This window comes from Curtobacterium sp. RM9 (genome assembly GCF_054956955.1).
In genome coordinates, this window is sequence record NZ_CM143271.1 from 2,434,667 (window position 1) to 2,459,318 (window position 24,652).

General features: G+C 73.2%; 26 protein-coding genes. 7 read left to right on the top strand and 19 right to left on the bottom strand.

Translation table 11 applies throughout. The annotated features are described in order from the left end of the window. Positions 1-121: 121 nt before the first annotated feature. From ACY3FI_RS11505 to ACY3FI_RS11520, 4 genes are all read right to left on the bottom strand, one after another. Positions 122-2,716 carry a bifunctional lysylphosphatidylglycerol flippase/synthetase MprF gene (locus ACY3FI_RS11505; protein WP_462547662.1) on the bottom strand — a complete coding sequence of 865 codons (2,595 nt, stop codon included), beginning with the start codon at positions 2,714-2,716 and terminating at the stop codon, positions 122-124. After that, positions 2,713-4,086, bottom strand: a complete 1,374-nt coding sequence (locus ACY3FI_RS11510; protein ID WP_462547663.1) for an alpha/beta hydrolase — start codon at positions 4,084-4,086, stop codon at positions 2,713-2,715. The genes ACY3FI_RS11505 and ACY3FI_RS11510 overlap by 4 nt, the downstream gene beginning before the upstream one ends. A 185-nt stretch (positions 4,087-4,271) precedes the next feature. Further along, entirely contained in the window at positions 4,272-6,257 is a 1,986-nt protein-coding gene (locus ACY3FI_RS11515) for an LAVTG motif-containing sortase-dependent surface protein (RefSeq protein WP_462547664.1), read from the bottom strand. An 88-nt stretch (positions 6,258-6,345) separates the two neighbouring features. Beyond that, positions 6,346-7,650 (bottom strand): hypothetical protein, encoded by a 1,305-nt coding sequence (locus tag ACY3FI_RS11520; RefSeq protein WP_462547665.1) that lies wholly within the window; start codon positions 7,648-7,650, stop codon positions 6,346-6,348. Between the two features lie 111 nt (positions 7,651-7,761). Here ACY3FI_RS11520 and ACY3FI_RS11525 point away from each other — a divergent pair, with 111 nt between their 5' ends. Next, positions 7,762-8,193, top strand: a complete 432-nt coding sequence (locus ACY3FI_RS11525) for a GNAT family N-acetyltransferase (RefSeq protein WP_462547666.1) — start codon at positions 7,762-7,764, stop codon at positions 8,191-8,193. 22 nt (positions 8,194-8,215) lie between these two features. On the opposite strand, the gene ACY3FI_RS11530 is transcribed toward ACY3FI_RS11525, so the two are convergent. The 3 genes from ACY3FI_RS11530 to ACY3FI_RS11540 are packed head-to-tail and all read right to left on the bottom strand — an operon-like array spanning position 8,216 to position 9,727. Next, positions 8,216-8,746 carry an Lrp/AsnC family transcriptional regulator gene (locus tag ACY3FI_RS11530; protein WP_462547667.1) on the bottom strand — a complete coding sequence of 177 codons (531 nt, stop codon included), beginning with the start codon at positions 8,744-8,746 and terminating at the stop codon, positions 8,216-8,218. Between the two features lie 56 nt (positions 8,747-8,802). After that, the gene (locus ACY3FI_RS11535) at positions 8,803-9,309 is read right to left on the bottom strand and encodes a hypothetical protein (RefSeq protein ID WP_462547668.1); all 507 of its coding nucleotides are present in this window, start codon (positions 9,307-9,309) and stop codon (positions 8,803-8,805) included. Between the two features lie 28 nt (positions 9,310-9,337). Next, on the bottom strand, positions 9,338-9,727 hold the full coding sequence (locus tag ACY3FI_RS11540) for a DUF5997 family protein (protein ID WP_462547669.1): 390 nt from the start codon (positions 9,725-9,727) through the stop codon (positions 9,338-9,340). Positions 9,728-9,760: 33 nt separating this feature from the next. Here ACY3FI_RS11540 and ACY3FI_RS11545 point away from each other — a divergent pair, with 33 nt between their 5' ends. Then, positions 9,761-10,597: a LysR family transcriptional regulator substrate-binding protein gene (locus ACY3FI_RS11545; protein ID WP_462547670.1), complete on the top strand. Its 837-nt coding sequence runs from the start codon at positions 9,761-9,763 to the stop codon at positions 10,595-10,597. Further along, positions 10,594-11,064, top strand: coding sequence for a GNAT family N-acetyltransferase (locus tag ACY3FI_RS11550; RefSeq protein WP_462547671.1), 471 nt, complete (start codon positions 10,594-10,596; stop codon positions 11,062-11,064). Before ACY3FI_RS11545 ends, ACY3FI_RS11550 begins: the two co-directional genes overlap by 4 nt. 18 nt (positions 11,065-11,082) lie before the next feature. Here ACY3FI_RS11550 and ACY3FI_RS11555 read toward each other — a convergent pair whose 3' ends face one another. The 3 genes from ACY3FI_RS11555 to ACY3FI_RS11565 are packed head-to-tail and all read right to left on the bottom strand — an operon-like array spanning position 11,083 to position 12,970. Then, positions 11,083-11,886 carry a DJ-1/PfpI family protein gene (locus tag ACY3FI_RS11555; protein WP_462547673.1) on the bottom strand — a complete coding sequence of 268 codons (804 nt, stop codon included), beginning with the start codon at positions 11,884-11,886 and terminating at the stop codon, positions 11,083-11,085. Positions 11,887-11,933: 47 nt separating this feature from the next. Beyond that, a complete protein-coding gene (locus ACY3FI_RS11560) occupies positions 11,934-12,551 on the bottom strand; it encodes a DNA-3-methyladenine glycosylase I (RefSeq protein ID WP_462547674.1) in 618 nt (205 codons plus the stop codon). After that, positions 12,548-12,970 carry a VOC family protein gene (locus ACY3FI_RS11565; RefSeq protein WP_462547675.1) on the bottom strand — a complete coding sequence of 141 codons (423 nt, stop codon included), beginning with the start codon at positions 12,968-12,970 and terminating at the stop codon, positions 12,548-12,550. The genes ACY3FI_RS11560 and ACY3FI_RS11565 overlap by 4 nt, the downstream gene beginning before the upstream one ends. 80 nt (positions 12,971-13,050) lie before the next feature. Here ACY3FI_RS11565 and ACY3FI_RS11570 point away from each other — a divergent pair, with 80 nt between their 5' ends. Further along, positions 13,051-13,578 (top strand): DUF3800 domain-containing protein, encoded by a 528-nt coding sequence (locus ACY3FI_RS11570; protein WP_462547676.1) that lies wholly within the window; start codon positions 13,051-13,053, stop codon positions 13,576-13,578. 274 nt (positions 13,579-13,852) lie between these two features. On the opposite strand, the gene ACY3FI_RS11575 is transcribed toward ACY3FI_RS11570, so the two are convergent. Together ACY3FI_RS11575 and ACY3FI_RS11580 are read right to left on the bottom strand one after the other, a co-directional pair. Continuing rightward, a complete protein-coding gene (locus ACY3FI_RS11575; RefSeq protein WP_462547677.1) occupies positions 13,853-14,179 on the bottom strand; it encodes a hypothetical protein in 327 nt (108 codons plus the stop codon). Between the two features lie 19 nt (positions 14,180-14,198). Continuing rightward, a complete protein-coding gene (locus ACY3FI_RS11580; protein WP_462547678.1) occupies positions 14,199-15,869 on the bottom strand; it encodes a sodium:solute symporter family protein in 1,671 nt (556 codons plus the stop codon). Between the two features lie 149 nt (positions 15,870-16,018). Here ACY3FI_RS11580 and aroQ point away from each other — a divergent pair, with 149 nt between their 5' ends. Beyond that, positions 16,019-16,462 (top strand): type II 3-dehydroquinate dehydratase, encoded by a 444-nt coding sequence (gene aroQ, locus ACY3FI_RS11585; RefSeq protein ID WP_462547680.1) that lies wholly within the window; start codon positions 16,019-16,021, stop codon positions 16,460-16,462. A 186-nt stretch (positions 16,463-16,648) separates the two neighbouring features. Here the strand turns inward: aroQ and ACY3FI_RS11590 are convergent, their stop codons facing one another. Further along, the gene (locus ACY3FI_RS11590) at positions 16,649-17,245 is read right to left on the bottom strand and encodes an NAD(P)H-dependent oxidoreductase (RefSeq protein ID WP_462547681.1); all 597 of its coding nucleotides are present in this window, start codon (positions 17,243-17,245) and stop codon (positions 16,649-16,651) included. A 157-nt stretch (positions 17,246-17,402) separates the two neighbouring features. Between ACY3FI_RS11590 and ACY3FI_RS11595 the strand changes: the two genes are divergently transcribed. Next, entirely contained in the window at positions 17,403-17,870 is a 468-nt protein-coding gene (locus ACY3FI_RS11595) for an MSMEG_6728 family protein (protein ID WP_462547682.1), read from the top strand. A 197-nt stretch (positions 17,871-18,067) separates the two neighbouring features. On the opposite strand, the gene ACY3FI_RS11600 is transcribed toward ACY3FI_RS11595, so the two are convergent. From ACY3FI_RS11600 to ACY3FI_RS11625, 6 genes are all read right to left on the bottom strand, one after another. Beyond that, a complete protein-coding gene (locus ACY3FI_RS11600; RefSeq protein WP_462547683.1) occupies positions 18,068-18,334 on the bottom strand; it encodes a hypothetical protein in 267 nt (88 codons plus the stop codon). Between the two features lie 89 nt (positions 18,335-18,423). After that, positions 18,424-19,563, bottom strand: a complete 1,140-nt coding sequence (locus ACY3FI_RS11605) for a cysteine desulfurase family protein (protein ID WP_462547685.1) — start codon at positions 19,561-19,563, stop codon at positions 18,424-18,426. 3 nt (positions 19,564-19,566) lie between these two features. Further along, complete coding sequence (gene nadC / locus ACY3FI_RS11610; protein ID WP_462547686.1) at positions 19,567-20,457, bottom strand: carboxylating nicotinate-nucleotide diphosphorylase; 891 nt, start codon at positions 20,455-20,457, stop codon at positions 19,567-19,569. Continuing rightward, positions 20,454-22,139, bottom strand: a complete 1,686-nt coding sequence (locus ACY3FI_RS11615; RefSeq protein WP_462547687.1) for an L-aspartate oxidase — start codon at positions 22,137-22,139, stop codon at positions 20,454-20,456. Before ACY3FI_RS11615 ends, nadC begins: the two co-directional genes overlap by 4 nt. Before the next feature lie 12 nt (positions 22,140-22,151). Then, a complete protein-coding gene (gene nadA, locus ACY3FI_RS11620; protein ID WP_462547688.1) occupies positions 22,152-23,423 on the bottom strand; it encodes a quinolinate synthase NadA in 1,272 nt (423 codons plus the stop codon). 8 nt (positions 23,424-23,431) lie between these two features. Beyond that, entirely contained in the window at positions 23,432-24,157 is a 726-nt protein-coding gene (locus tag ACY3FI_RS11625; protein ID WP_462547690.1) for an NUDIX hydrolase, read from the bottom strand. Between the two features lie 104 nt (positions 24,158-24,261). On the opposite strand from ACY3FI_RS11625, the gene ACY3FI_RS11630 reads away from it, so the two are divergent. Then, a complete protein-coding gene (locus tag ACY3FI_RS11630) occupies positions 24,262-24,543 on the top strand; it encodes an acylphosphatase (protein ID WP_462547691.1) in 282 nt (93 codons plus the stop codon). Positions 24,544-24,652 lie beyond the last annotated feature (109 nt).

Genomic DNA, 24,652 nt, shown 5'->3' on the forward strand with positions numbered 1-24,652 from the left:
CGGGCGTACCGAGTCCGAAGTCCCGACCGGGTACGCCCGTTCCGACCGAGCACGCCCGGTTCGACCAGCCCTGCCCGATCACGCCGGGCACGCTCGGCCACACCGAGCACGTCCGCTGCCGTCAGCCGCGACCGCGGGCGAGGGCGACGGCCTGCCGGAGCGAGAGGTCGGGCAGGTACGCCCGCACCACCGCGATCCCGATCGCCGGCAACGCGACCGGGTCCGGGTACGCGAGCACGAGCGGGTGCAGCTCCGGCCCGAACTTGAGCTTGAAGCGCAGCAGCGACCGGAAGCCGTACACCGGCTCGAGGACACCTCCCACGAGTTCCAGGAGATCCTGCGTCCCGCCGGCGACCGGCTCGGCGTCCGGCGACTGCGCGAGCGGCGCGGCGGAGAGGCTGAGCCGTTCCACCCCGTCCTCGCGCATCCGGTCGGCGGCACTCGCGACGAGGAACTCCATCACGCCGTTCGGAGCCGCGTCGGTGCGCCGCATCACATCGAGGGTCCACGCGACGACCCGGCCCTCGCGGTACCCGGGCAGCCAACTCGTCACCGCGAGCACCCGGCCCTCGACGTCCTGCGCGACCAGGATCCGGACGGCAGGGTCGCGCATCTCGTCGACGCCACCGAGGGTGAAGCCCATCTCCGGGAGCTCGCGCTCGGCGACCCACTCCTCCGAGATCGCCTCGATCTGCCCGCGGACCGAGGGCGGCAGCTCCTGCCAGCTCGCCCAGGTCGCGGTGGTCCCCTCGCGCTTGGCCTTGTTGACCGACGTGCGGACGTCCTGCTTCCGCTTGCCGCTCGTCGTCCAGGTGCGCGGGTCGAAGTCGGCGTCCTCCGCGACCGGCAGCGTGCCCCAGCCCTGCGCGGTGAGTGCCGCGGCGGCGTCGGCACCGATGCCGTAGAACGCCGCCGTCCACCCGTTGTCGTCGCAGTACCGGGCGAACGCGGTCATCGCGGCCTCGCGGGCGTCCGGCCAGCCGAAGGGTCCGCCGACCGTCACCGCGACGCGTCCGGTCCGCCGGTAGGCGACGCCGGAGCGACCGTCCCCGGCGAACCAGTACGAGTTGCCGCGCCAGGTGGTCATCCAGCCGAAACCGTCACCGCCGCCGGCCTCGAGCAGTGCGCGGGCCCGCTCGCGGTCACGCGCGGAGCGATCGGCGTCGGCGTCCGGCTCGACCGCACCGGTGGGCCGGATCGCGGCGATCGCGACGACCGCCCAGAGCAACGGCCCGGCGAGACCGAGGACCGTCCGCAGCGCGGGGTCGAGCGACGGCAGCCGGTCCCACAGCGTCACGGGGGCGAGCGGACCGAGGGCTGCGACGACGACGCGGAGCGGGTCCTCGACCGGCCTCGGGGACGATGCCGCCGTGACGAGCACGACCGTGAGGACGACGAGCAGGGCGATGCCGACCGTGGCCAGGAAGCCGAGCGACCGGCGGCGGGAAGGCAGCACGGTGAAGGACCCTCGGAGCAGCACGAGGACCGCCGCCGTCGCGAGCGGCACCAGGATCGACGCGGCGATCGAGACCCCCACGACGAAGCGGTCCTCGGCGCCGTGGAGCTGCTCGACCCGACCGGGGACCACGCCGTACGTCACCGCGGCGGCGATCGCCGTCACGAGGTCGACCGCGACGACGAGCCACACCGCGAAGCGGCTGCCACGGAACAGGCCGACGCCCCCGACCACCAGCACGAGGAGGGGTGCGACCGCGAGCACGAGCGTCCACGGGTCCGGCGCCCGGTAGGTGAGCAGCGCGTGCAGGCATTCCCCGGCAGCGACGTCCGTCCGACAGCCGCGCACGGGGGTCACCGGTCCGGCGCCGACCACCGCGGCGAGCGGTGCCAGGATGCCGACCCGGGCACGGGAGACCAGGGCGATCACCGGACCGACGGCCGACACGAGCACCACGGTGCCGAGCAGCACGCGGGTCTCGCGGTGCGAGCTCCTGGTCCAGCCCAGCCGCTTCGGCGTCCTGCGGAGGAGCTCTCCGAGGACGAGTCCGGCGGCCGCCGCGAGCACGGCGTACAGGTCGGAGACGTGTCCGGCGTAGAGGAGGAGTGCCGCGACGACCGCGAGCGCGTTCACGCGGATGCGGCGACGCCAGAGCGGACCGGCGAAGGCGCTCGCGGTGACGACCGTGCCGACCATCGCCGTCCACGGGTCGAACGCGGTGGCGCGCCCGAGCAGGAGGTGTCCGACGGCGTGACCGTCCGGGTCGGCGAAGGCGGTGAGGGCGCCGAGCCCGGTGCCCACGACGGTCGTCGTGACGAAGGCGACGACCGTGCGCCAGGAACCCATCAGCCGTTCGGAGGCGCCGACGAGGACGATCACGCCCGCCACGGTGAGCAGGACCGCGAGGATCCCGGTCGAGGCGGCGAACACCCGGAACGGACCCCACGGCACCTGGCCCCCGTCGTGCGTGACGCGGAGGACGATGCCGACCACGCTCGTGACGAGCACCAGGGCGGCGATGACGGTCGTGACCGGTCGGCGGCGGGCGGCGGTCAGCACGGCACCGACGGGGACCTTCCTGAGGGTGTCCAGGAGCCGCGCGGCACGGCCGGGCTGCGCGGAACGGCCGGGCTGCTCCGTCCGGCCGGGCTGCGCGGACGGCGGCTGGTGCGCGGACGATGCCGGCCGCGCGGACGGCGCCTGTTCCGCGGTCGTTCCTTCGTCTGCCGCGGCCTGCGCCGGGCGCTCGGGCTCGGTCACAGCGGACCCTCGGTCGTCGGCAGGCCCATGTGCGCCAGGGTGGCCGGGAGGCCGTGCGCCAGGACGTACCGCACCGTGTTCCAGTCGTGCGCCGACCCCGGCGAGACGAGGAGCTCGGTCTGCATGCCGACCTTCACGGCCTCCGCCCGGAGTGCGTCGGTCGAGGCCCGGTAAGGGGCGTCGTCCTGCCCGAACCCGAACACCGTGAGGTGGTTCCGGTAGCGACCGTGCGCCTGCATGATGCTGATCGGCGCCGCTGCCCGGTAGGCCGCCGCCGAGCCGCCGAACCCGAGGTCGATGCTCTGCTGGTAGCTGCCGGTGCGGGGCTGCAGCTCGCTCGAGATCGACAGCGCCGTGCCGAACACGTCGGGGTGCGCCGTGGAGAACTGCATCGCACAGGTCGCGCCCTCGGAGAACCCGACCACGCCCCAGCCGTTCGGCGCCGCGGCGACCGCGAAGTGTTGCTTGATCCAACGCACCGTGTCGGTCATCACGTAGGTGGCACTCCGGCCGAGTGCGCGTGAGTCGACGCACATCGGGTTCCGCTGCGGAGCACCGAGCTGGTCCGGTGCCACGACGATCGGCCCCAGCCCGTGGTGCGTGGCCGCGTAGTGGTCGAGGTAGACCCCGAGGTCACCGGTCTGGAACAGGTCGGCCGGCTCACCCGGCTGTCCGGAGAGGGAGACGAGGACGGGCAGCACCGGCGGGTGCGCGGTCTGCGCGGCCGGCGGCAGCCAGACGACGGCCTTCCGCGCGCGGAAGTGCGACACGGTGCCGGGGATCCGGACGCTGAGCGTCTCCCCCTCGGCGGGCATGTCCGCGGGCGGCTTCCAGTTCGCGGCGTCGACGACCGACGCCGTGTGGTGCGACGGCGTCCGTACCGCGAGCGACCTCGTCGGGTACGGGTTCGGCTTGATCGCCTGCTCGATGTTCTTGTAGAAGCCGAAGTCCACGTTCACGCCGAGGCCCGCCGCGAGGACCACCGACGCCGCGGCGGCGAGTGCGACGACGCGCAGCGCCCACCCGCCCTGCACCGCGACCACGAGGAGCAGCGCGATCGCGGCGAAGGCGAACGCGATCCACATGCGCGTGACCGGGGTGAACGCGACGCCGAACAGGTCGAGCTGGTCCCCCGTCCACCACACGGCGACGAGGCCGATGCCAGCGCCGACGACGAGTGCCGCGAGCCGGACCAGCACCCGCTGCACGGGACGCACCCGGCGCCCCGACGACGATCCGGGCGACCCGGGACCCCTGCGGTGGAGGAGCGGCGCGAAGACCGTCCAGGCGATCAGCACGGCGGCGGCGACGTCGACCGGGACGAGGACGTCGCGCGCCGTGACGGGGATGCGCAGGAGTTCGTGGAACACGCTCTCATCGTGGCGGCACCGCGCTGCTGGCGAGCCTCGGGACCGCTTCTGTAGCGCACAGGTTGAGCAACGTTCGCGTCCAGGAACGGTTCGGCTCGCTCACAGGAAGCAAGCCTCCGCGCACATGGGTCGGAGGGGCACCCCGATCCGGTGCCCCTCCGACCCTCGGTCATGCCGTCAGATGGTCAGTGCCGACGGCGCACCACCATGGTGCCGAGCCCCGCCAGCAGCAGGAGCAGTGCCGCCGCGGCAGGCAGGACCGGCGAGGTCGCACCCGTGTAGGCGAGCTGCGGCTGGCCGCTCGTCGTGGTCGCGGTACCGGCAGCGGCCGGCATCACCGATGCGGTGCCGGTGGTCGCGGCGGACGCCGCGGCCGGACGGGAGGCGCGGATCACGTCGACCGCGACGGTCGCGGCACCCGGGGTGGTCGCCGTGCCGGCGTCGGTGCCGTCCCCGGGGACCGTCCCGTCGCCGGAGCCGGTACCGGGAGTGGTGCCCTCACCGGGCGTCGTGCCGTCACCGGGGGTCGTGCCGTCACCAGGGGTCGTGCCGTCACCAGGGGTCGTGCCGTCACCCGAGGGGGTGCCGGTGGTGCTGGTGCTGGTGCCGTCACCGACGATGCCGATGCCGTTCCCGCCGACCGTGACCGGCAGGCTGATCACCGGGGTGACCTGCGTCCCCGAACCGATGCCGTCCTCACCCGAGGTCGATCCACCCGCGGCCGGGGTCGTGCCCGTCGTCGGGGTCGTGCCGGTGCCGGTGCCGGTGGTGCTGGTGCTGGTGCCGTCACCGACGATGCCGATGCCGTTCCCACCGACTGTCACCGGCAGGCTGATCACCGGGGTCACCTGCGTACCCGAACCGATGCCGTCCTCACCCGAGGTCGAGCCACCCGCGGCCGGGGTCGTACCCGTCGTCGGGGTCGTGCCGGTGCCGGTGCCGGTGGTGCTGGTGCCGTCACCGAGCAGCCCGATGCCGTTCCCACCGATCGTCACCGGAACCGACACCACCGGAGTCACCTGCGTACCCGAGGCCGTGCCGTCCGAACCGGACGTCGTGCCACCGGCGGCCGGGGTCGTACCCGTCGTCGGGGTCGTGCCCGTACCGGTGCTGGTGCCGTCACCGAGCAGCCCGATGCCGTTCCCACCGATGGTCACCGGAACCGAGACCACCGGAGTCACCTGCGTACCCGAACCGATGCCGTCCTCACCGGACGTCGTGCCACCGGCGGTCGGGGTCGCGCCCGTCGTCGGGGTCGTGCCCGTCGAACCGGTACCGGTGCTGGTGCCGTCACCGAGCAGCCCGATGCCGTTCCCCGACACCGTGACCGGAACCGACACCACCGGAGTCACCTGCGTACCCGAGGCCGTGCCGTCCGAACCGGACGTCGTGCCACCGGCGGAAGGGGTCGCGCCCGTCGTCGGGGTCGTGCCCGTCGAACCGGCACCGGTACCGGTGCTGGTGCTGGTGCCGTCACCGAGCAGCCCGATGCCGTTCCCCGACACCGTGACCGGAACCGACACCACCGGGGCGACCTGCGAGCCGGAGAGCAGCCCGTCGGAGCCCGACGTGGCCGGCGCCGACGACGTGGCCGGAGCAGAGGACGAGGGCGTCGCGGCAGCCGACGTCGAGGCCGACGTCGCGTCGCCCGCGACCCCGACGGCGTTCCCGCCGACGGTCACCGGTGCGGCGATGTCCCCGACGACCTGCGTGCCGGACACGGTTCCGTCAGCACCGGACGTGGTCGGCGCAGCAGCCGGGGCCGGAGCCGGAGCTGCCGGGGCGGGAGCGGCGGACGACGTCGAGACGGCGTCGCCACCGACCGCGATCGCGTTGCCGGTCGCGGTGACCGGGGCGGTGACGTCGGGCACGACCTGCGTGCCGGACACGATGCCGTCAGCGCCGGACGTGGTCGGCGCAGCAGCCGGAGCCGCGGAAGCGGAAGCCGGGGCGGCAGCGGGAGCGGGAGCGGACGACACCGCGTCGCCGAGCACCCCGAGGGCGTTGCCCGCCACCTGGACGGGAGCGCTGACGGACGGGGCCACCTGGGTCCCGGAGACGATGCCGTCCGCTCCGGAGGTCGTCGCCGCGTTCGCCGCGCACGTTCCTCCGAGGGTCAGCCCGCCGACGAAGAGGGTGAACCACAGCCCTCTCGAGACGTACTTGTTCATGGTCGTTTCCTCACTGATCGAGATCTGTCGGCGACCGCACGAAGCGGTCGAGGGTGCGTGCCTGCCGTGGTGGGCAGGTGCACCGATCTCAGTCAGGAGCGACGTCGTGCTCGCCGACGACCGACGCGGGAACGGCGTCGTCGGTGAGCGTGCCGCGGTACCCGGCGGCGAGGGAGAACTGGTCGTCGGCGGAACCGACGATGCCGACGGCGGGCGCCGATCCGGCGGAACCGGAGGCGCTGCCGCCGAGGACGCCGGCCACGGGGCCGTCGAGCGGCGCCTGCGGCAGGCCGCCCTGTCCGGCGGGGACGAGGAGCGCGTGCCCACCGACGGTCGCGTCCGCGGGGTCGGTGGCCACCGGCCCGGCGAGCACCGTGACCAGCGAACGGGTCACGGCCTCGGGGACAGCGACGGTCGACCGCGCTGTGGTCGTCGCGGACTGCGCGGCGGGCACGGCAGCGGTGCGGACCGCGCCGGACGCGACCGGCGCGCCGGAGTCGACGGGGGCCGTGGAGCCGGGGACCACCGGGAGTGCGGGGACGTCGATGCCGGGCACCGCGCCTCCAGGCAGGACGCCGCCGAGCACGGGCGGCAGACCGCCCACGGTGCCGGGGAGCGTGCCGACGGTGGTCCCGACACCGTCGAGCACGTCGTCGACGACACCGCTCACCGGACGCGTCACCGAGCCGAGCGTGTCGTCGCCGACGATCGTGCCGACGACCGGCAGGCAGCCGACGACGCCGTCGAGCGCGTCGACGACCGCCGTGACGGGGCGGGCGTCGGTGATCGACTGCACCGCCCCGGCGACCGGGCGGAGGACGGTGACGAGCGTGTCGGTGACCGGCCGGGAGGCGCTGGTCGCCTCGACCGGGTCGGCCGTCGGTGCGGCGGTGGTCGGGGTGGTGCCCGTGGCCGGCATAGCGGGCCGGGTGCCGTGGGCGACCGGCGCTGCCGGGACAGCGGCGACGGGCGACGTGACCGGGGCAGCGGGTGCGTGGGACGGCGCGGCGGGCGCAGCGGGGGTCGACGCGACCGGGGCGGCGGGGGCCGGACGCACCGGGGCGGGAGCCGCCGGTGCCGGGCGCGGAGCTGCGGGTGCCGGCGCTGCCGGAGCGGGCGCAGCCGGCGCCGGTGCGGGCGCGACGGCCTTCCGGACGGGGGCGACGACCTGGTCCACGGTCGATCCGACACCGCCGGCGACGCCCTGGACGAGGTTCCCGACGAGCCCGCGCTGGGCGGACGTCGCCGGTGCCGGGGAGGAGCCCGAGGTCGCGGCGGAAGCCGGACGGGCCCCGAGCAGCAGCGTGAGCAGCACGAGTGCCGCGGCGACCCCGACGCCCAACAGGGCGTACCGGAGGGTCGCGCGCCAGGGTGCACGCATCGACGCGTCCATGCGCTCACCTCCTGATCTCGGCTGCGCACGTAGAGTGGTTGACCGGCAATGTACGCCGCTCTGCACCGGAACGCATCCTGTTTCGGAAGAAAATGTCAGGAAAGGCCGGACGTGGTCCCGATCTTCAACGCCCCGACTCGCAACGTGGACATCGTGACGCTGCACGAGATCCTCCGACTGCGACAGGACGTCTTCGTCGTCGAGCAGGAGTGCGCGTACCCCGACATCGACGGACGCGACCTCGAACCGGGCACGATCCAGTTCTGGGCCGGGCAGGGGTCGGTCGACGCGACCGTCCGGCTGCTCCGTGAACCCGACGGCAGCGAGCGCATCGGTCGGGTCGCGACCGCCACCGCCTCCCGCGGTCAGGGGCTCGCCGGACGGCTCATCGAGGCCGCGATCGCCGAGGCCCGCTCCCCCGTCATCCACCTCGGGGCGCAGTCGCACCTCGAGGAGTGGTACGGCCGCTTCGGGTTCGTGCGGTCGGGCGAGGACTACTCCGAGGACCGCATCCCGCACGTCCCGATGACCCGCACCCGCTGAGGCCCAGCCGAGGAAGCCCTGTTCAGGCCCGCCAACGTCGGAGTTCGTCGAACGACCGGCCCTGGTGTTGTCGGTCCGCGACGAGCCGCTCGAACACGATGTTCGTCTGCGTCGTCGCGACCGACGGGTCCCCGCTGAGCTCGTCGGCGACGAAGTCGCGGAGCTGCTCCGTGGACGTGCACGCGATGTGCACGAGGAAGTCCTTGTCGCCCGCCAGGAACGACACGTCCTGCACGACGGGGACCGCGAGCAGGCGCTTGGCGAACTCCCGGAGCTCGTGGCGGGCGGCGGCGTGCACGCGGACGGACACCATCGCCTCGATCGCGAACCCGAGCCGGGCGACGTCGACCTCGGCGCGGTAGCCGCGGATCACGCCGGCGTCCTCGAGGGCACGGACGCGCGCGAGACACGTCGACGGTGCGATCCCGACCGCTGCGGCGAGCCGGTTGTTCGGCATCCGGGCATCGGCCGCCAGGGTCCAGAGGATCCGCTCGTCGACCTCGTCGAGGCGTGGGACGGCCGGGTCGGGGCGGCGAGGGGCACGATCGGACACAGCCCGACGCTACCGACTCGGCACGACTCGACGCCACCGGGTCGGCGGGCGGACGCCTACATCGCGAGGGTCATGCCGACGACCGCGACGGTCATCGCGAAGACCTCACCGCTGCGGATCGCTCGACGGTCCTCACCACCCCACTCGTACCGGAGCAGCCAACCGCTGAACGCGCAGTAGCCGATCACCCCGGCACCGAGCACGGCCATCAGGACGAGACCGTGCCCCGCGTGCGCGTCGGTGACCCCGGAAGCGTGCCCGGTCAGGAGCATCCCCGCCATCACGACCGCGGAGAGCGCTCGGTGCACGTCCATCGGCTCCGCGCGGCGACCGTCCGCACGGCGGCGGCGCATCACGGGCAGCGGTGCGAGCAGCAGCAGCACCGTCGAGGCGAGCAGCGTCCACACCGCGCCGACCTGCACGACCGGCAGGACCATCGCGACGAGCATCACCGCGGCCGGCACCACGACGCCCGGACGGGGCCGGTACCGATCGCCGACGATGCAGCACACCGACGCGAACTGCGGCACGACGAGCATGGCGTCGGCGACGGTCTCGTGCACGGTGCGGTCCCGGAGCGGTGGTGCGGGGTCAGTCCTCGGCGCGAGCAGCGGCCTTGGCGGCGCGCTCCTGCTTCACCCGGGCGTTCTCGGCGTGCACCGCGGCCTGCGTCTCCCGCTCACGGACCAGCCACTCGGGCTTCTCCTGCAGCAGCGTCTTGATCTCGGCGGTCGTCAGCGCTTCGTCGATGCCGGCGCGGGTGAGGCCGGAGATCGACACGCCGAGCTTCTGGGCCACGACCGGGCGTGGGTGCGGGCCGTCGCGTCGGAGGTCCTCGAGCCACGACGGGGGCTCGGTACGGAGCTCGTCGAAGGCCGTGCGGCTGATCGGCGTCTCCCGGAAGGACTCCGGGGCCGCCGCCAGCAGGATGCCGAGCTTCTTCGCGGCCGTCTCGGGCTTCATGGTCTGTTCCTGCGCCATGGTGACAAGGGTACGGCCCCTATGCTCGGTTGCATGACCGCGGCTCTCACCATCGCCTTCGTGCCCGGGGTCTCCCCCGCCAAGTGGGCGCGCGTCTGGCGGGAGCGCTTCCCCTCGATCGAGCTCCTCCTCCGCCCGATCGGGTCGGACGAGGTGGCCTCGGCGCTGGCCGGGGACGTGGACATGGCCTTCGTGCGGATGCCCGTCCCCGACGACCTCAACGCCATCCCGCTCTGGACCGAGACGGCCGTCGTCGCGACGCCGAAGGACTCCGCACTCGCCGACCGCACGACCGTGACCGCGGACGACCTCGCCGACCTGCACGTCGTCGACGCCGGGCCGGTCCCAGCCGACGTCGACGGCGCGCTCGACCTCGTCGAGGCGAACGTCGGTGTCGTCGTCCTGCCGCAGTCGCTGTTCCGCAAGGCGAGCCGGAAGGGCCTCGTCGCCCGCGAACTCGCCGACTCCCCGGGCACCCGCGTCGCGCTCGTCTGGCGGGACGAGGACGCGTCGGACGCGACGGCCGAGTTCATCGGCGTGGTGCGCGGGCGGACCGCCAACAGTTCACGGTCCGAGGCGGACCAGCCGGGAGGCGCAGATCGCTCCGATGCGGACGGGTCACGTCCGGCGGGCGGTGCGGGTTCCGGTGGCGGTGCCGGCTCCGGGAGTGGTGCCGGTTCCGGTGGCGGCTCCGGCTCCGGCTCCGCCGGTGGCAAGGCGAAGGCCGGGACGTCGTCGTCCGCAGCGAAGCGCGGTGCGACGAAGGGCACCGGCGGCAAGGGCGGCGGCGGCAAGAACTCCTCCGGCCGGGGTCGGGCGCAGCGCGGCATGAAGGGCAAGCCCCGCCGCGGCTCGAAGGGCAACCGATGACGACGACCCGGCTCGTGGACATGCCCGCCGACCGGCTGCCCGCCTGGCTCGACACCACGATGGCGGAGTACGTCGAGTCCCGGATGCAGGCCGGCGAGACGCGCGAGCAGGCCGAGGCGAACAAGCAGCGTTCCCTCGACCAGTGGTTCCCCGACGGTGCACCGCTGCCGGACCACCACGTGTGGGACGTCGTCGACGACGCCGGAGCCGTGGTCGGCTACCTGTGGATCGGAGCCTTCGCGGCCGGCAGCCCGGAGTGGTGGGTGTTCAACGTCGAGATCGACGAGGTGCACCGGCGCCGCGGCCACGCCCGCCGTGCGCTCGAGGCCGGGCACCGCGTCGCCCGCGCGGAGGGCGCGACGAGCATCGGTCTCAACGTCTTCGGCTACAACGACGGCGCGCGCGACCTGTACGAGCGACTCGGGTACGGGGTCACGGCCGTGCAGATGAAGCTGCCGCTCGACTGAAGGGCTTCCTGCCGCACGTCAGCGGATGACGGCTGCTGCCGCCCGCTGGACCCGGTCACCGCGGTCCCGCTCCGCCGCGGCACGGGCCTCGGCCACCACCCGGGCGTCCGCCCGTTCGGCCGACCCGGCGTCGAACGGCGGCTGCGGGTCGTACTCGATCTGCAGCTGGATGCGCTCCGCGACGGGCCGACCCGCGAGCTCGGCGCCGAGCCAGAGCGCCATGTCGATCCCCGCGCTCACGCCGGCCGCGGTGACCACGGCGCCGTCGTCCACCACGCGCGCGGCGACGGGCTGCGCACCGAACGCCTCGAGCATGGGCGCCGAGGCCCAGTGCGTCGTCGCCCGCTTCCCCGCCAGCAACCCGGCCGCCCCGAGGACGAACGCCCCCGTGCAGACCGACGTCACCCACGTGGCGCGCTCGGCCTCGCGGCGCACGAACGCCACGACGTCCGGGTCGAGCATCGCGTCGAAGGCACCCTCACCACCGGGGACGACGAGGACGTCCGCCGCGGTGACCTCGGCGAGCGTCGTCGTCGGCACCACGGGCAGACCGCAGTCCGTGCCGACGGGGGCGAGCGTCGACGCGGCGTACGCCACGCGGGCGCCGGGGACACGGGACAGCACCTGCGCCGGCCCGACGAGGTCGAGCAGCGTCAGACCGGGGAACACCAGGAACACGATCCGCACCGCAGCGGGGTCGTGCTCGGGTCGGACCGGGTCGTCCGTCGGTTCCGGATCCGGCACCGGCGCGTCCGCGGGGACCTCGACGACGCGGGCCTCGACGGGGTGCACGGGCCGGACGTGCGGGTTCGCGGAACTCATGTCGCGACCCTAGCCCTGCGCCGGGCGCCCGGACCGGGTGGCGGTGGTCAGCTCCAGACGCCGGAGCTCCCGCGCCGGTGACTGCCGACCAGGTGCGTGTCGACGATGCCGAGCGCCTCCATCAGGGCATGCATCGTCGTCGGGCCGACGAACGCGAACCCGCGCTTCCGCAGCGCCTTCGAGAGCGCGACCGACTCGTCGGAGGTCGTCGGGACCTCGGCCGCCGTCCGCGGCGCAGGCGTCGACGCCGGGCGGAACGACCAGACGAGGGCCGCGAGACCCCCGTCCCGCCGGAGGGTGACCGTCGCCGCCGCGTTCGTGATCGTCGCCGTGATCTTCGCCCGGTTCCGGACGATGCCCGCGTCGCCCATGAGCCGCTCGACGTCCTCCTCGCCGAACGCCGCGACGGTGTCCGGGTCGAAGTCCGCGAACGCGGCTCGGAACGCCGGGCGCTTCGCGAGGATCGTGCGCCACGACAGCCCGGACTGGAAGGCCTCGAGCGAGAGGCGCTCGAACACGCCGCGCTCGTCGCGCACCGGCATGCCCCACTCGGTGTCGTAGTACTCGCGGAGCATCGCGTCCTGCGCGGCCCACACCGGTCTGGCGAGCCCGTCCTCCCCCACGACGAGGTCGGAGACGGGCACGGCGGCGGGCTCGGAGGTCATCCCTCCATCTTGTCGGTCTCCCCGGACATCGCCTGCTGGTCCATCCACACGTACTCCCAGCGGTGCCCGTCCGGGTCTGTGAAGCTGCGCTGGAACATGAAGCCGAGGTCCATCTCCGGCCGGTCCTCGGTGCCGCCCGCGGCCACGGCGGCGTCGACGATCCGGTGGACGTCGTCCTTCGACGCGGCGCTCAGGGAGTTGATCACCTCGATGGTGTCCGGCGCCGCGATCGCCTTGTCCGTGAACTCGAGGAACTTCGCGTGCGTGAGGAGCATGACGTACACGGTGTCGCTCACCACGACGCACGCGGCGGTCTCGTCGGTGAAGTCCGGGTTGATCGAGTACCCGAGGGCCTCGTGGAAGCCCTTCGCGCGGTCGAGGTCGGCGACGGGGAGGTTGATGAAGACCATGGTGTCCATGGACGTCCAAGCTGCCCCTGCGCCGCTCGTCGCGCAACTGTTGCACGTCGGTACGATCTGATGTCCAATACACTACGGCGATGCGGGCGTACGTCGACGAGTCGGAGCCGGGCGGTGGGCTCGACCACACCGCCTACGTCCTCGCCGCCGTCGTGGTGGCCGTCACTGACGAGGACCGGATACGGGCCGAGATCCGGTCACGTACGCCGTCGCGGATGCGGAAGCTGCACTGGTACGAAGCGCTCACGACGCAGCGGTTCTCTTGGCTCGACCTGCTCGCTCGCGCCGTAGCGATCGTCGTCGTCCGGTACGAAGGCGCACCCGCTCGCGTCGAGCGTCGCCGACGCTCCTGCCTCGAGCGCCTCGTCTGGGAACTGGAACAGCGAGGTGTACCGGCCCTGGTCCTGGAGTCGCGCGGCAGAGCGGCGGATGATGCCGATCGCTCGATGTTCGACGCGCTCCGCCGACGCGGTGTCGGGCGCTCCGTCCGCCACGACCACGTCCGTGGGGCGGAGGAGCCGCTCGTCGCGCTCGCCGACCTCGCGTGCGGTGCACATCGCGCAGGCGTTGACGACCAGATCGGCAGCGACGTCGTCCTGGTGCACTGACGACCTGCGACGCGCGACCCCCGGACAGCGCGAAACCCCGGGCCCGCGCTGGCTGCAGGCGTATCCGGGGCTCACTTCCGACCGAGCAACACACGGTCGACATGTCAATACTACGGACGGGAGTTCCGTGCCGTCAACCCGCACCGCGGCGGGCAGGAGGCACGAGGCGGGGCAGCACCGCGCCTCCAGACCGGGACGGCCGCGGAGCGGGCGGAGACGACGAGGTCGCTGTCTCCGACAGAGACAGCGACCTCGTCGTTGCGACACGTGGGCGTCAGGCCAGCTCGCGCCCCTCGCCCGCGGCCTTCTGGTGCTCCTCCGCCTGAGCCTGGCCGAGGATGTCCTCCGCGGGGACCGGCGCGAGCCGGTCCCACAGGAAGAACAACAGTCCGCCGGCGAGCATCGACAACCCGACCCAGAGGTTGATGTGGATGCCGCCGGTCTTCTCGGGGTCGGTGTCCCAGTGCACGATGCCGACGATCGTGGTGATGACGCCGTAGACCACGAACAGGCCGCCGAGGATGCGGCGCAGGTCGAGCCGACGGGTGGAACGGACGAGGGCCTGCTGCTCCTCGGTCATCGCGGTGTTGTTGTCACGCATGAGCGATCTCCTTCGCGGATCAGAGGAACGGGAGGTAGAGGACGACGCACAGGACGAGCGCGACCGTGCCGAGCAGCGCGGGCGAGCGGTACCAGGCGGTGTCCGTCGCGACCGAGTCGCCGTGCAGGTCGATCTTGCCGATGCCGTAGACGAGCCCGCCGAGTTCCCGCTCGGGCTTCGGCTTCGTGAGCATCGACACGACGAACCCGACGACGAGGACGGTGACGAACGAGATGATCGCGCCGTAGAGGGTCTCGGCGGTGGCGGTCGCGAACAGGTCGGGGTTCACGAGGTACGCGACCCACGTGATGGTCGGCGTCACGATGCCGAGCACGTACCCCCAGAGCGCACCCTGCGTCGTCATCCGCTTCCAGAGCAGGCCGAGGATGAACACGGCGAACAGCGGCGCGTTGAAGAACGAGAACAGCGTCTGCATGTAGGTCATGATGTTCGACGCCTGCGCGGCGATGAACGCGGTGGCGATGCCGATCAGGACACCGGCGACCGTGACCCAGCGCCCGGTCTTCAGGTAGTGCAGGTCGGGCATGTTCGGCTTGATGTAGCGCTGCCAGATGTCGTAGGTGAAGACCGTGTTGAACGACGACACGTTCGCGGCCATGCCGGCCATGAACGAGGCGAGGAGACCGGTCACCGCGACGCCGAGCACACCGGTCGGCAGGTACATCTGGATGAGCTTCGGGATCGCGTCGTTGTAGTCGAGCGCGCCGGAGGCGAACTGGTTGCCGACGACCGCCGCAGCGATGAGGCCGGGGATCACCACGATCGCGGGGATGAAGAGCTTCGGGATCGCGGCGATGAGCGGGGTGCGGCGGGCGGCCGACATGTTCTTCGCCGAGAACGCGCGCTGGACCTCGGTGAAGTTCGTGGTCCAGTAGCCGAAGCCGAGCACGAAGCCCAGGCCGAGCACGATCGCGAGCCAGTTCGCACCGATCGGGTTCGTGACGTCACCGAAACCGGTGCCGGCCCAGGCCTGCAGGTGCTGCACGCCCTGGGTCTTCACGATGGCGGACGACAGCCCGTCCCAGCCGCCGACGCGGTGCAGGCCGACGATCGTCAGCGGGATGAGCCCGGCGATGATCACGAAGAACTGCATGACCTCGTTGTAGATTGCGCTGCTCAGGCCACCGAGGGTGATGTAGACGAGCACGAAGCCCGCGGAGACGATGATCGCGAGCCACTCCGGCCAGCCGAGCATGGCCTCGATGACGATCGCCATCGCGTAGAGGTTGATGCCGGCGATGAGCACGTTCGAGACCGCGAACGCGATGGCGTTCACGAGGTGCGGGGCCTTGCCGAAGCGGCGGAGCATGAACTCCGGCACCGAGCGGACCTTCGACCCGTAGTAGAACGGCATCATCACGAGGCCGAGGAACACCATCGCGGGCACGGCGCCCACGAGGTAGTAGTGCAGGGTCGCCATGCCGATCTGCGCACCGTTGGCGGCCATGCCGAGGATCTCGGTCGCACCGAGGTTCGCGGACACGAACGCCAGGCCCGTGATCCAGGCGGGCATCGAGCGGCCCGACAGGAAGAAGTCCATGCTCGTCCGGACCTGCCGGCGGGCGGTGAACCCGATGCCGATGACGACCGCGAAGTACACGATGATCATCAAGTAGTCGACCCAGCCCAAGTCGAGCCGGATCCCGTTGTTCGCTGCAGCGAGAACCATTCACACTCCACATCAATGTGTTGCAGTCAGCAACCGTGCCGACCCGGACGGGAACGCTACACCCGGATGTGACCGTTCACATAGCCGGGGTATGGGTACCGGCGGGTTCCGACCGTCTCGCGTGTGTCCGGGCTCGGTAGGCTCGGCGCATGACCGGCCCCGCGCGCATCCTCGTCCTCAACGGCCCGAACCTGGACATCCTCGGACGCCGCGACCCGACCCAGTACGGCACGGTGACGCTCGCCGAGATCGAGGCGATCGTGCACACCGAGGCGGCCGTGCACGAGCTCGAGGCGGACTTCCGCCAGACCAACCGTGAGGGCGAACTCGTCGAGTGGCTGCACGAGGCGCTCGACGACTTCGTCGGCGTGGTGATCAACCCCGCCGCCTACGCGCACACCTCGGTCGCGCTGCACGACGCGGTCGAGGCGCTGTCCGTCCCCGTGGTCGAGGTGCACCTGTCGAACACGTGGAAGCGCGAGCCGTTCCGGCACGTCGACCACGTGGCCACCGCGGCCACGGCGGTCATCGCCGGCGCGGGCGCCGACGGGTACCGCCTGGCGGTCGCGCACGTCGCGTCCCTGCTCGGCTGAGTCCCCCGGCCTGGAGGCGCGGGGCGCGCTCGCCCCCGAGCGGGCGAGATCCGTCGCGCTCGCGCCCGAGCGTGACGGATGTTGCCCGGGCGGCGACTCGCGCGCGGCGTGTCCTGCACGTTCGAGCGAGCACGGACAGCCGGGCCGGGCCGCGCCGAGTCACGGGCGTCGGGGGCGCGCGGCGGATCAGAAGTCGGCGGGGCGCCGGACGTCGTGCAGGCCCGCCGTCGCGAAGCCCCCGCGGATGATCGGCAGCGCCCGGGTGACGGCCTGGTCGATCCGCAGCTCGAGGTCGACACTCCCGATGTCGTACCCGCCCGCGCGCTTGACGAAGTCCCGCTCGTTGCCGAACACCCCGATCGGCAGCGTCGTCGACTGGAAGAACCCGAACAGCGGGCGCATCTGGTGCTCCACGAGCAGGGCGTGCCGATCGCTGCCGCCCGTCGCGGTGAGGAGCACGGGGGTGTCCACGAGGTCGTACTGCCCGACCCAGTCGAAGAAGAGCTTGAACGCGCCGGAGTACGCGGCGCGGAAGGCCGGGCTGCCGACGACGAGCACGTCGGCGGCCTCGACGGTCTCGAGCGCGCGGCGGGTGCGGTCGGACATCCCCTCTCGGGAGCCCGCGGCGCCGAGGTCGGCGAGCAGCGGGGCGATCTCGACCATCTCGGTCCGGGCGTCCTCGATCTCCTGCCCGAGCCGCGCCACGGTGGCCGCGACCAGGGTCGAGGTCCGGGACGGGTCGGACGGGCTGCCGCTGACGCCGACGACGAGTTCTCCGCTCATGGGTCCGATGCTCACACGCCCGGCGAGGACGCGTCCGGCGTGTGACGACATGTGTCGCATGCCCGCGCTCGGCGCCCGGCGCCCGGCGCCCGGCGCCCGGCGCCCGGCGCCCGGCGCCATGAGGAGCGTGCCAGCGGCGCGGCGTACCGTCCGCGGCATGCAGACGTTCCTGCCGTACCCGGACTTCCGCGCCTCGGCCGAGGTGCTCGACGACCGGCGACTCGGCAAGCAGCGGGTCGAGACGCTCCAGGTGATGCGCGCGCTGACCCTGCCGGACTACGGCTGGCAGCACCACCCGGTCGTCGCGATGTGGCGCGGGTTCCGTCCGGCACTGATGGCGTACCAGGACGCGACGTGCCGGGTCTGGCTGGAGCGCGGGCACGCCGACACCTGCCTGGAGAAGACCCTGGTCGACCTCGCGCGGGTCCCGGAGGACCTGGCGGCGTACGAGCGCGGCGACTACCCGGTGCCGGCGTGGAACAACGACCCCGCGGTGCACCGCTCCCACCGGTCGAAGCTCGTGCAGAAGGCACCGGAGCACTACCGACCGCTGTTCCCGGACGTGCCGGACGACCTCGACTACGTCTGGCCGGGCACGCAGGCACCGGTCGTCGACCGCGCCTGAGCCGTGACCCGCCGGGGGCGGAGGGGGGACGACCGCCGCTCAGGGGTACGGCGGCCACGCCCCCGACGGGTCACGGGGTCCGGCAGGGCGCGACGGATCAGGGGTGTCGCGCCCCGCGCCGGACGCCGATCAGGGACGGCGTCCGGCTCGTCGCACCACCGGGTCCGCAGGGGGTCGGTCCGCGGTGGTGCTGGTCCTCAAGGGTGTTCGGTGTCCTCTCGGTACCGGTCCGTCTCGGTCGGCGCGGGCATCGACCGACGGACCGCCGCGGGACGGACCATCGGGAGCAGGGCACTCCCGACGGTCGCGAGGGCTCCGACGACGGCGATCATCCCGAGGGGGACGCTGCCGAGGTCGTGCTGCGCGGCCAGGACCAACGCGGCCACCGTCGCGGGTGCGGGGAGGAGCTGGACCGCTCGGAAGTGGTCCTCCTGCCGGACCCGAGTCGTGATCGCGTTTGCCATGACTCCACTCTGGCGCACTTCGACTGTCCGCAGAAGGGGGGACACGACCCCAGTCATGGAGTAGAACGTCTAGTACACCTTCGGGGCGGTCATGCGAGGGCTCGGACGGCGTCGACGGCTGCGGAGACCGCGTCCACCACGACCGACACGTCGGCCTCGGTCAGGGATGCGTCGAAGGTCAGCCGCACGGCGGTCCGCGCCACTTCCTCCGGCAGGCCGAGTGCCGTGAGCACGTGCGACACCTCGGTGCTCCCCGCGGCGCAGGCGCTGCCCGACGACGACACGACGTCCCGTTGTTCCAGCTCGAGCAGGACGGTCTCGCCGTTCACCCCGGGGAAGCAGAACGACGCGTGCCCGGGGAGCCGGGCCGTCCGAGACCCGGTGACGAACGACCCCGGGACGGCGGCGAGCACGCCGTCGAGGACGGCGTCACGCGTGACGGTCGCGTGCGACGCCGCCGCAGCGCGTCCGGCGGCGACGAGCTCGAACGCGGTCGCCACGGCCACGGCACCGGCGACGTCCTCGGTGCCGGAGCGCCTCCCCCGCTCCTGCCCCCCGCCGTGCAGCAGCGGCTCCATCGGGACCCCGGCGCGGACCGCGAGCACGCCCGTGCCCTTCGGTGCGCCGAGCTTGTGCCCGGAGAGGGACACGGCGTCGACCCCGAGCACCGCGGGGCCGACGGCCAGCCACGGTGCCGACTGCACGGCGTCGGTGTGGAAGCGCGCGCCGACCTCGTGCGCGACCGCGGCGAGCGCCGGGACGTCCTGCACCGTGCCGATCTCGTTGTCCGCGTGGGCGACGGAGACGAGCGTGGTGTCCGGGCGCAGCGCCTCGCGCAGCCGCTGCGGGTCGAGGCGCCCGTCGGACTCGACTGGGAGCACCGTCACCGTGAAGCCGTGGAACCGCTCCAGGTAGGCGCAGCTCGCGAGCACCGCCTCGTGCTCGATCGCGCTCGTGACGACGTGTCGGCCGCGCGGCGTGGCGAGGGCGATGCCCTTGACCGCGGTGTTCGCACCCTCGGTGCCGCCGGTGGTGAAGACGACCTCGCCCGGTCGGCACCCGAGCACCGCGGCGACCCGCGCCCGGGCGTCTGCGAGGGCGCGTGCGGCGGCGTCCCCGAGGCCGTGCGTCGACGACGGGTTGCCGAAGGTCCCCGTGAGGTAGGGCCACATCGCCTCGAGGACCTCACGCCGCACGGGCGTGGTGGCCGCTCGGTCCAGGTAGAACACGGCTCAGGCGCCTGCCGCTGCCGTCACGTCGACGTCGATGTCGAGTCCGAGGTCCAGCGCGCGCGCCGAGTGCGTCAGCGCCCCGACCGAGATCACGTCCACCCCGGTCGCCGCGATCGCCGCGACCGTGGCCAGCGAGACCCCGCCCGACGCCTCGACGAGCGCCCGCCCGGCGACGAGCCGGACGCCCTCGACGAGCTGCTCCGGCGTGAAGTTGTCGAGCATGATCGTGTCGACGCCGGCCGCCACGACGGTCTCGACCTGGTCGAGCCGGTCGACCTCCACCTCGAGGTGCACGGTGTGCCCGAGCCGTTCCCGGGCGCCGCGGATCGCGTCGCCGAGGTCGGTCCCGCTGGCGAGGAGCACCGCGAGGTGGTTGTCCTTCGCGAGCACCGCGTCGGACAGTGACGTGCGGTGGTTGTGCCCGCCGCCGCACCGCACGGCGTAGCGCTCCAGTGCCCGCAGGCCCGGGGTCGTCTTCCGCGTGTCGACGATGCGCGCGCCGGTGTCGGCGACGGCTGCGACGTACGTCGCGGTCGCGGTCGCGACGCCGGACATCCGCTGCACCAGGTTGAGCGCGACCCGCTCGGCACGGAGCACCGCCCGGGCGTCGCCGCGCAGGGTCGCCAGGACGTCGCCGGGCGTGAACCGCTCGCCGTCGGCGCGGTGCAGCTCGACGTCGACGGTCGGGTCCACGGCGTGCACGACAGCCGTGACGACCGGGCCGCCGCTGAGGACGCCGGACTCGCGGGCCCCGAGCGTCGCCGTCGCGGTCGCCCCGGCGGGGACGAGGGTCTCGCTCGTGAGGTCGCCCCACGGCGCGTCCTCCTCGAGGGCGGTCTCGATGACGCGCCGGAGGGCGTGCGGCGGGATCGTGCCGGGTTCGATGGTCATGCGGGTACCTCCTGCGGGGCGAGGGCGTGCGTCGACGTGGGGACTGCGACCCAGGCGAGGGACGCGGGTGCCGACGGGTCGGTGTCGGGGTGGTCGGTCCGGGCGTGGGCCCCGCGGGACTCGGTGCGCGCCTCGGCGGCGCGGGTGACGAGGCGCGCGAGGTCGAGGAGGGCGCGGTCCTCGTGGTCGCGGACGGTCGTGGGCGCCCCGACCGCGAGGCGGTCGAGTCCGCGCCGGGCGGTGGCGAGCCCCGCGGCGTCGCGGAGCAGGCCGACGTGGTCGGTCATCAGACGCTGCACGACGCCGCGCACCTCCGGCTCGTGGCCGGTCCGGTCCGGACGGGAGGCGCGCCCCGCGTCGTCCAGGCGGCCGACGGTGTCGAGACCGGCGTCTCCGGCTCCGTGACCGGCGTCGTCGAGGTGGGGCGCGCCTCCCGGCCGACGCACGGTGCGGACGGCCAGCCCGGCGTCCCCGCGCAGCCGCAGCCGGTCCGGCCGGGGCGCGTCGAGCGCGTCGGCGGCGCGCACCGCGAAGACGAGTCCCTCGAGCAGCGAGTTCGACGCGAGCCGGTTCGCGCCGTGCACACCCGTGCACGCGACCTCGCCGACCGCGAGCAGCCCGGGCAGGCTCGTCCGGCCCTCGGCGTCGGTCGCAACCCCACCCATCCAGTAGTGGGCGGCCGGTGCGACCGGGACACCCTCACGGGTCCAGTCGAACCCGGCCGCCCGCGTCGCCCTGGTGAGCCCGGGGAACCGGCGGACGAGGAACGCCGGGTCGAGACCGGTGGCGTCGAGGAGCACGGGCTCCCCGCCCTGGTCGCGCATCGCGGCGGCGATCCCGCGGGCGACGACGTCCCGCGGGGCGAGCTCGGCGTCCGGGTGCACCGCCGGCATGAACCGCCGGCCGCGGGCGTCACGGAGGACGGCACCCTCGCCGCGGACGGCCTCGGAGACGAGGCCACCGTCGGGCACCGCGAGCCGGGTCGGGTGGAACTGGACGAACTCGACGTCGGCGAGGACGGCGCCGGCGCGCCAGGCGGCCGCGGCACCGTCGCCCGTCGCGACGAGCGGGTTCGTGGTCTCGCGGAACAGGTGTCCCGCTCCCCCGGACGCGAGCACCACGGCGTCGGCGTCGATGCGACGCGGCTCGCCGAGCAGGTCGAGCACGTCGACGCCGACGACGGCGCCGTCGCGGACCACGAGGTCGGTGAGGCAGGTGCGCTCGAGGATCGTCACGTGTCGGCGGTGCAGGGCGTCGACGAGCGTCCGTTCGATCGCGGCTCCCGTGGCGTCGCCGTCGGCGTGCACGACGCGCCAGCGACCGTGGGCCGCCTCGCGACCGCGGGCGAGGTCGTCGCCGTGGCGGTCGATGCTGTCCGGCGCCGTCGTGCGGTCGAACGGCACGCCGAGTGCGAGGAGGTCACGGACGCGCGCGGGGCCGTCGGTGCAGAGGACGTCGACGGCGCGACGGTCCGCGGTGCCGGCGGCCGCGACGTGGGTGTCCGCGGCGTGCAGCCCGGCGGAGTCGTCGGCACCGAGGGCGACGGCGACGCCGCCCTGCGCGTACCGGGTCGCTCCGTCGGTGAGGACGCCCTTGGTCACGAGGGTGACGTCGTGCCGGGCGCTGGACCGGATCGCAGCGGTGAGCCCGGCGATCCCGGAGCCGACGATGACGACGTGCACGGTGCCTCCTCGTCAGCCCCGGGGCTTCGCCGCGAGCATGCGCTCGAGCGCGACCCGGGCGTCCGCCTGCACGTCGGCCGGCACGACGATCTCGTTGAGGACCTCGCCGTCAACGAGCGCCTCGAGCACCCAGGCGAGGTAGCCGGGGTGGATCCGGTACATCGTCGAGCAGGGGCAGACCACGGGGTCGAGACAGGTGATCGTGTGCTGCGGGTACTCCGCCGCGAGCCGGTTCACCATGTTGATCTCGGTGCCGATCGCGAAGGCCGTCGGCTCGGTGGCGGCTGCGACAACCTTCCGGATGAAGTCGGTGCTGCCCGCGGCGTCCGCAGCGTCGACCACGGCCATCGGGCACTCCGGGTGCACGATGACCTGCACCCCCGGCTGCTCGCGGCGGGCCTGCTCGATCTGGTCGACGGTGAAGCGGCGGTGCACCGAGCAGAAGCCGTGCCAGAGGATGACCTGCGCGTCGAGCAGCTCGGCAGCCTCGTTCCCGCCGCCCGCCAGCCGCGGGTTCCACATCGGCATCCGGTCGGTGCTGATCCCCATCGCCTTCGCGGTGTTCCGGCCGAGGTGCTGGTCGGGGAAGAACAGCACGCGCTGTCCCCGCTCGAACGCCCACTCGAGGACGGTGGCGGCGTTCGACGAGGTGCAGACGATGCCGCCGTTCCGGCCGCAGAACGCCTTGAGGTCGGCGGCGGAGTTCATGTACGTGACGGGCACCACCGGCACACGGCCGTCGGCGTCCGGCTCGGTGCCGTACAGGGCGGTCAGCTCGGCCCAAGCGGCCTCGACGCTGTCGATGTCGGCCATGTCCGCCATGGAGCAGCCCGCCGCGAGGTTCGGCAGGATCACACGCTGGTCGTCACGGGCGAGGATGTCCGCGGTCTCCGCCATGAAGTGCACGCCGCAGAAGACGATCGCCTCGGCGTCCGGCTTGGTCAGGGCGGCGTTGGCGAGCTGGAACGAGTCGCCGAGGAAGTCGGCGTGCCGCACCACCTCGTCACGCTGGTAGAAGTGCCCGAGCACGACGACCCGGTCCCCCAGGGTGGCCTTCGCCCGTTCGATGCGCTCGTGCAGCTCGTCGACCGGCGCGGTCTTGTACTCGTCCGGGAGCACGCCCTGGCGCGGGGCGCTCGTCGGGATGACGTCCGACATCGACGAGCCGGGGCCGTACCCGGGCACCGCGTCGAAGTCCCACGTCGGCATCGCGAGGTCGGGCGTGCAGGTGCTGCCCGCGGCCTTGCCGTTGGAGATGAGGTCGATGGTGGTGGCGATGGACACTGCGGTTCCTACCGTTTCGTGCTGGCTCGGTGCTGGTGCTCGTGGGCCCCCGAGCCGAGCGGGCCGTTGTCCGCGTAGGCGAGGTCGGGGTTCGAGCGGTACAGCCGGGCCGGACGGTGCCGACCCCCGCTCGTGGTCTCGTCGGTCGGCAGCACGGCGTCGGACTGCGCCACCTGCCTCCGGAAGTTCGCGGGGTCGAGGGTGCGTCCGAGCACGGCCTCGTACACGCCGCGGAGCTCGGCGAGGGTGAAGCGGTCGCCGAGGAACGCCTGCGCGATCCGCGAGTACGACATCTTGTTCCGCAGACGCCAGAGGGCGTACTCGACGATGCGGTCGTGGTCGAAGGCGAGCGGCGGGTGCTCGTCCGCGAGGAACCACCGCACGTTCCAGTCCTCGGGGACCGTGCCGGCGTCGTCGGGGTGCACGAGCGCCCAGTACACGATCGACACCACGCGGGTCGGGGACCGGTCGACGTCGCCGAAGGCGTAGAGCTGCTCGAGGTAGCGCGGCTGCACGTTCGTCGTCTCGCGGAGGCGCGCCGCGGCCGAGTCCTCGAGCCCTTCGTCGGCCCGGACCCAACCGCCGGGCAGTGCCCACGAACCCTCGTACGGCTCGGTGACGCGCCGCACGAGCGGGGTCCACAGCGCAGGCGCGCCGGTGTCGGGGTGCGGGCGCAGCGCGACGATCACGGTGGAGACCGCGACGCGGACGGGAGGCTCAGGAGTAAGTGTCATGGTGACTCGATGTGTTCGGGTAGCGGTGACTCTAGCAGCGGGTTTCACGAACCGGAAACAGCGCCGAAAACTCCCGGTCCGACCGCGCGCCTAGGTTGGCCGGTATGACGACGGTGACGAGGATGCACGCCGTGGTGTCGGGGACGGTCCAAGGGGTCGGCTTCCGGTACTGGACCGCACGGAAGGCCGACGGGCTCGAGCTCGCCGGGTACGCCCGGAACCGCTTCGACGGTACCGTCGAGGTGGAGGCCGAGGGCCCCTCCCCGGCGGTGGACGCGCTGATGGAGTTCCTGCGGAAGGGGCCGCCGTCGGCGACGGTGACGGACGTCTCCCTGCGCACGGTCGTCCCCCACGGTGACAGCGAGGGCTTCGCGATCCTGCACTGAGCGACCGCGCTCCGTGGCCGGGCCGAGCCCGCGACGCGCCGATGTCGGCAGGAAGCGGAATGCTCGCATCCACTCAGGGAGTTGACCCGTCAGCGCCCGTCGCGCCCCC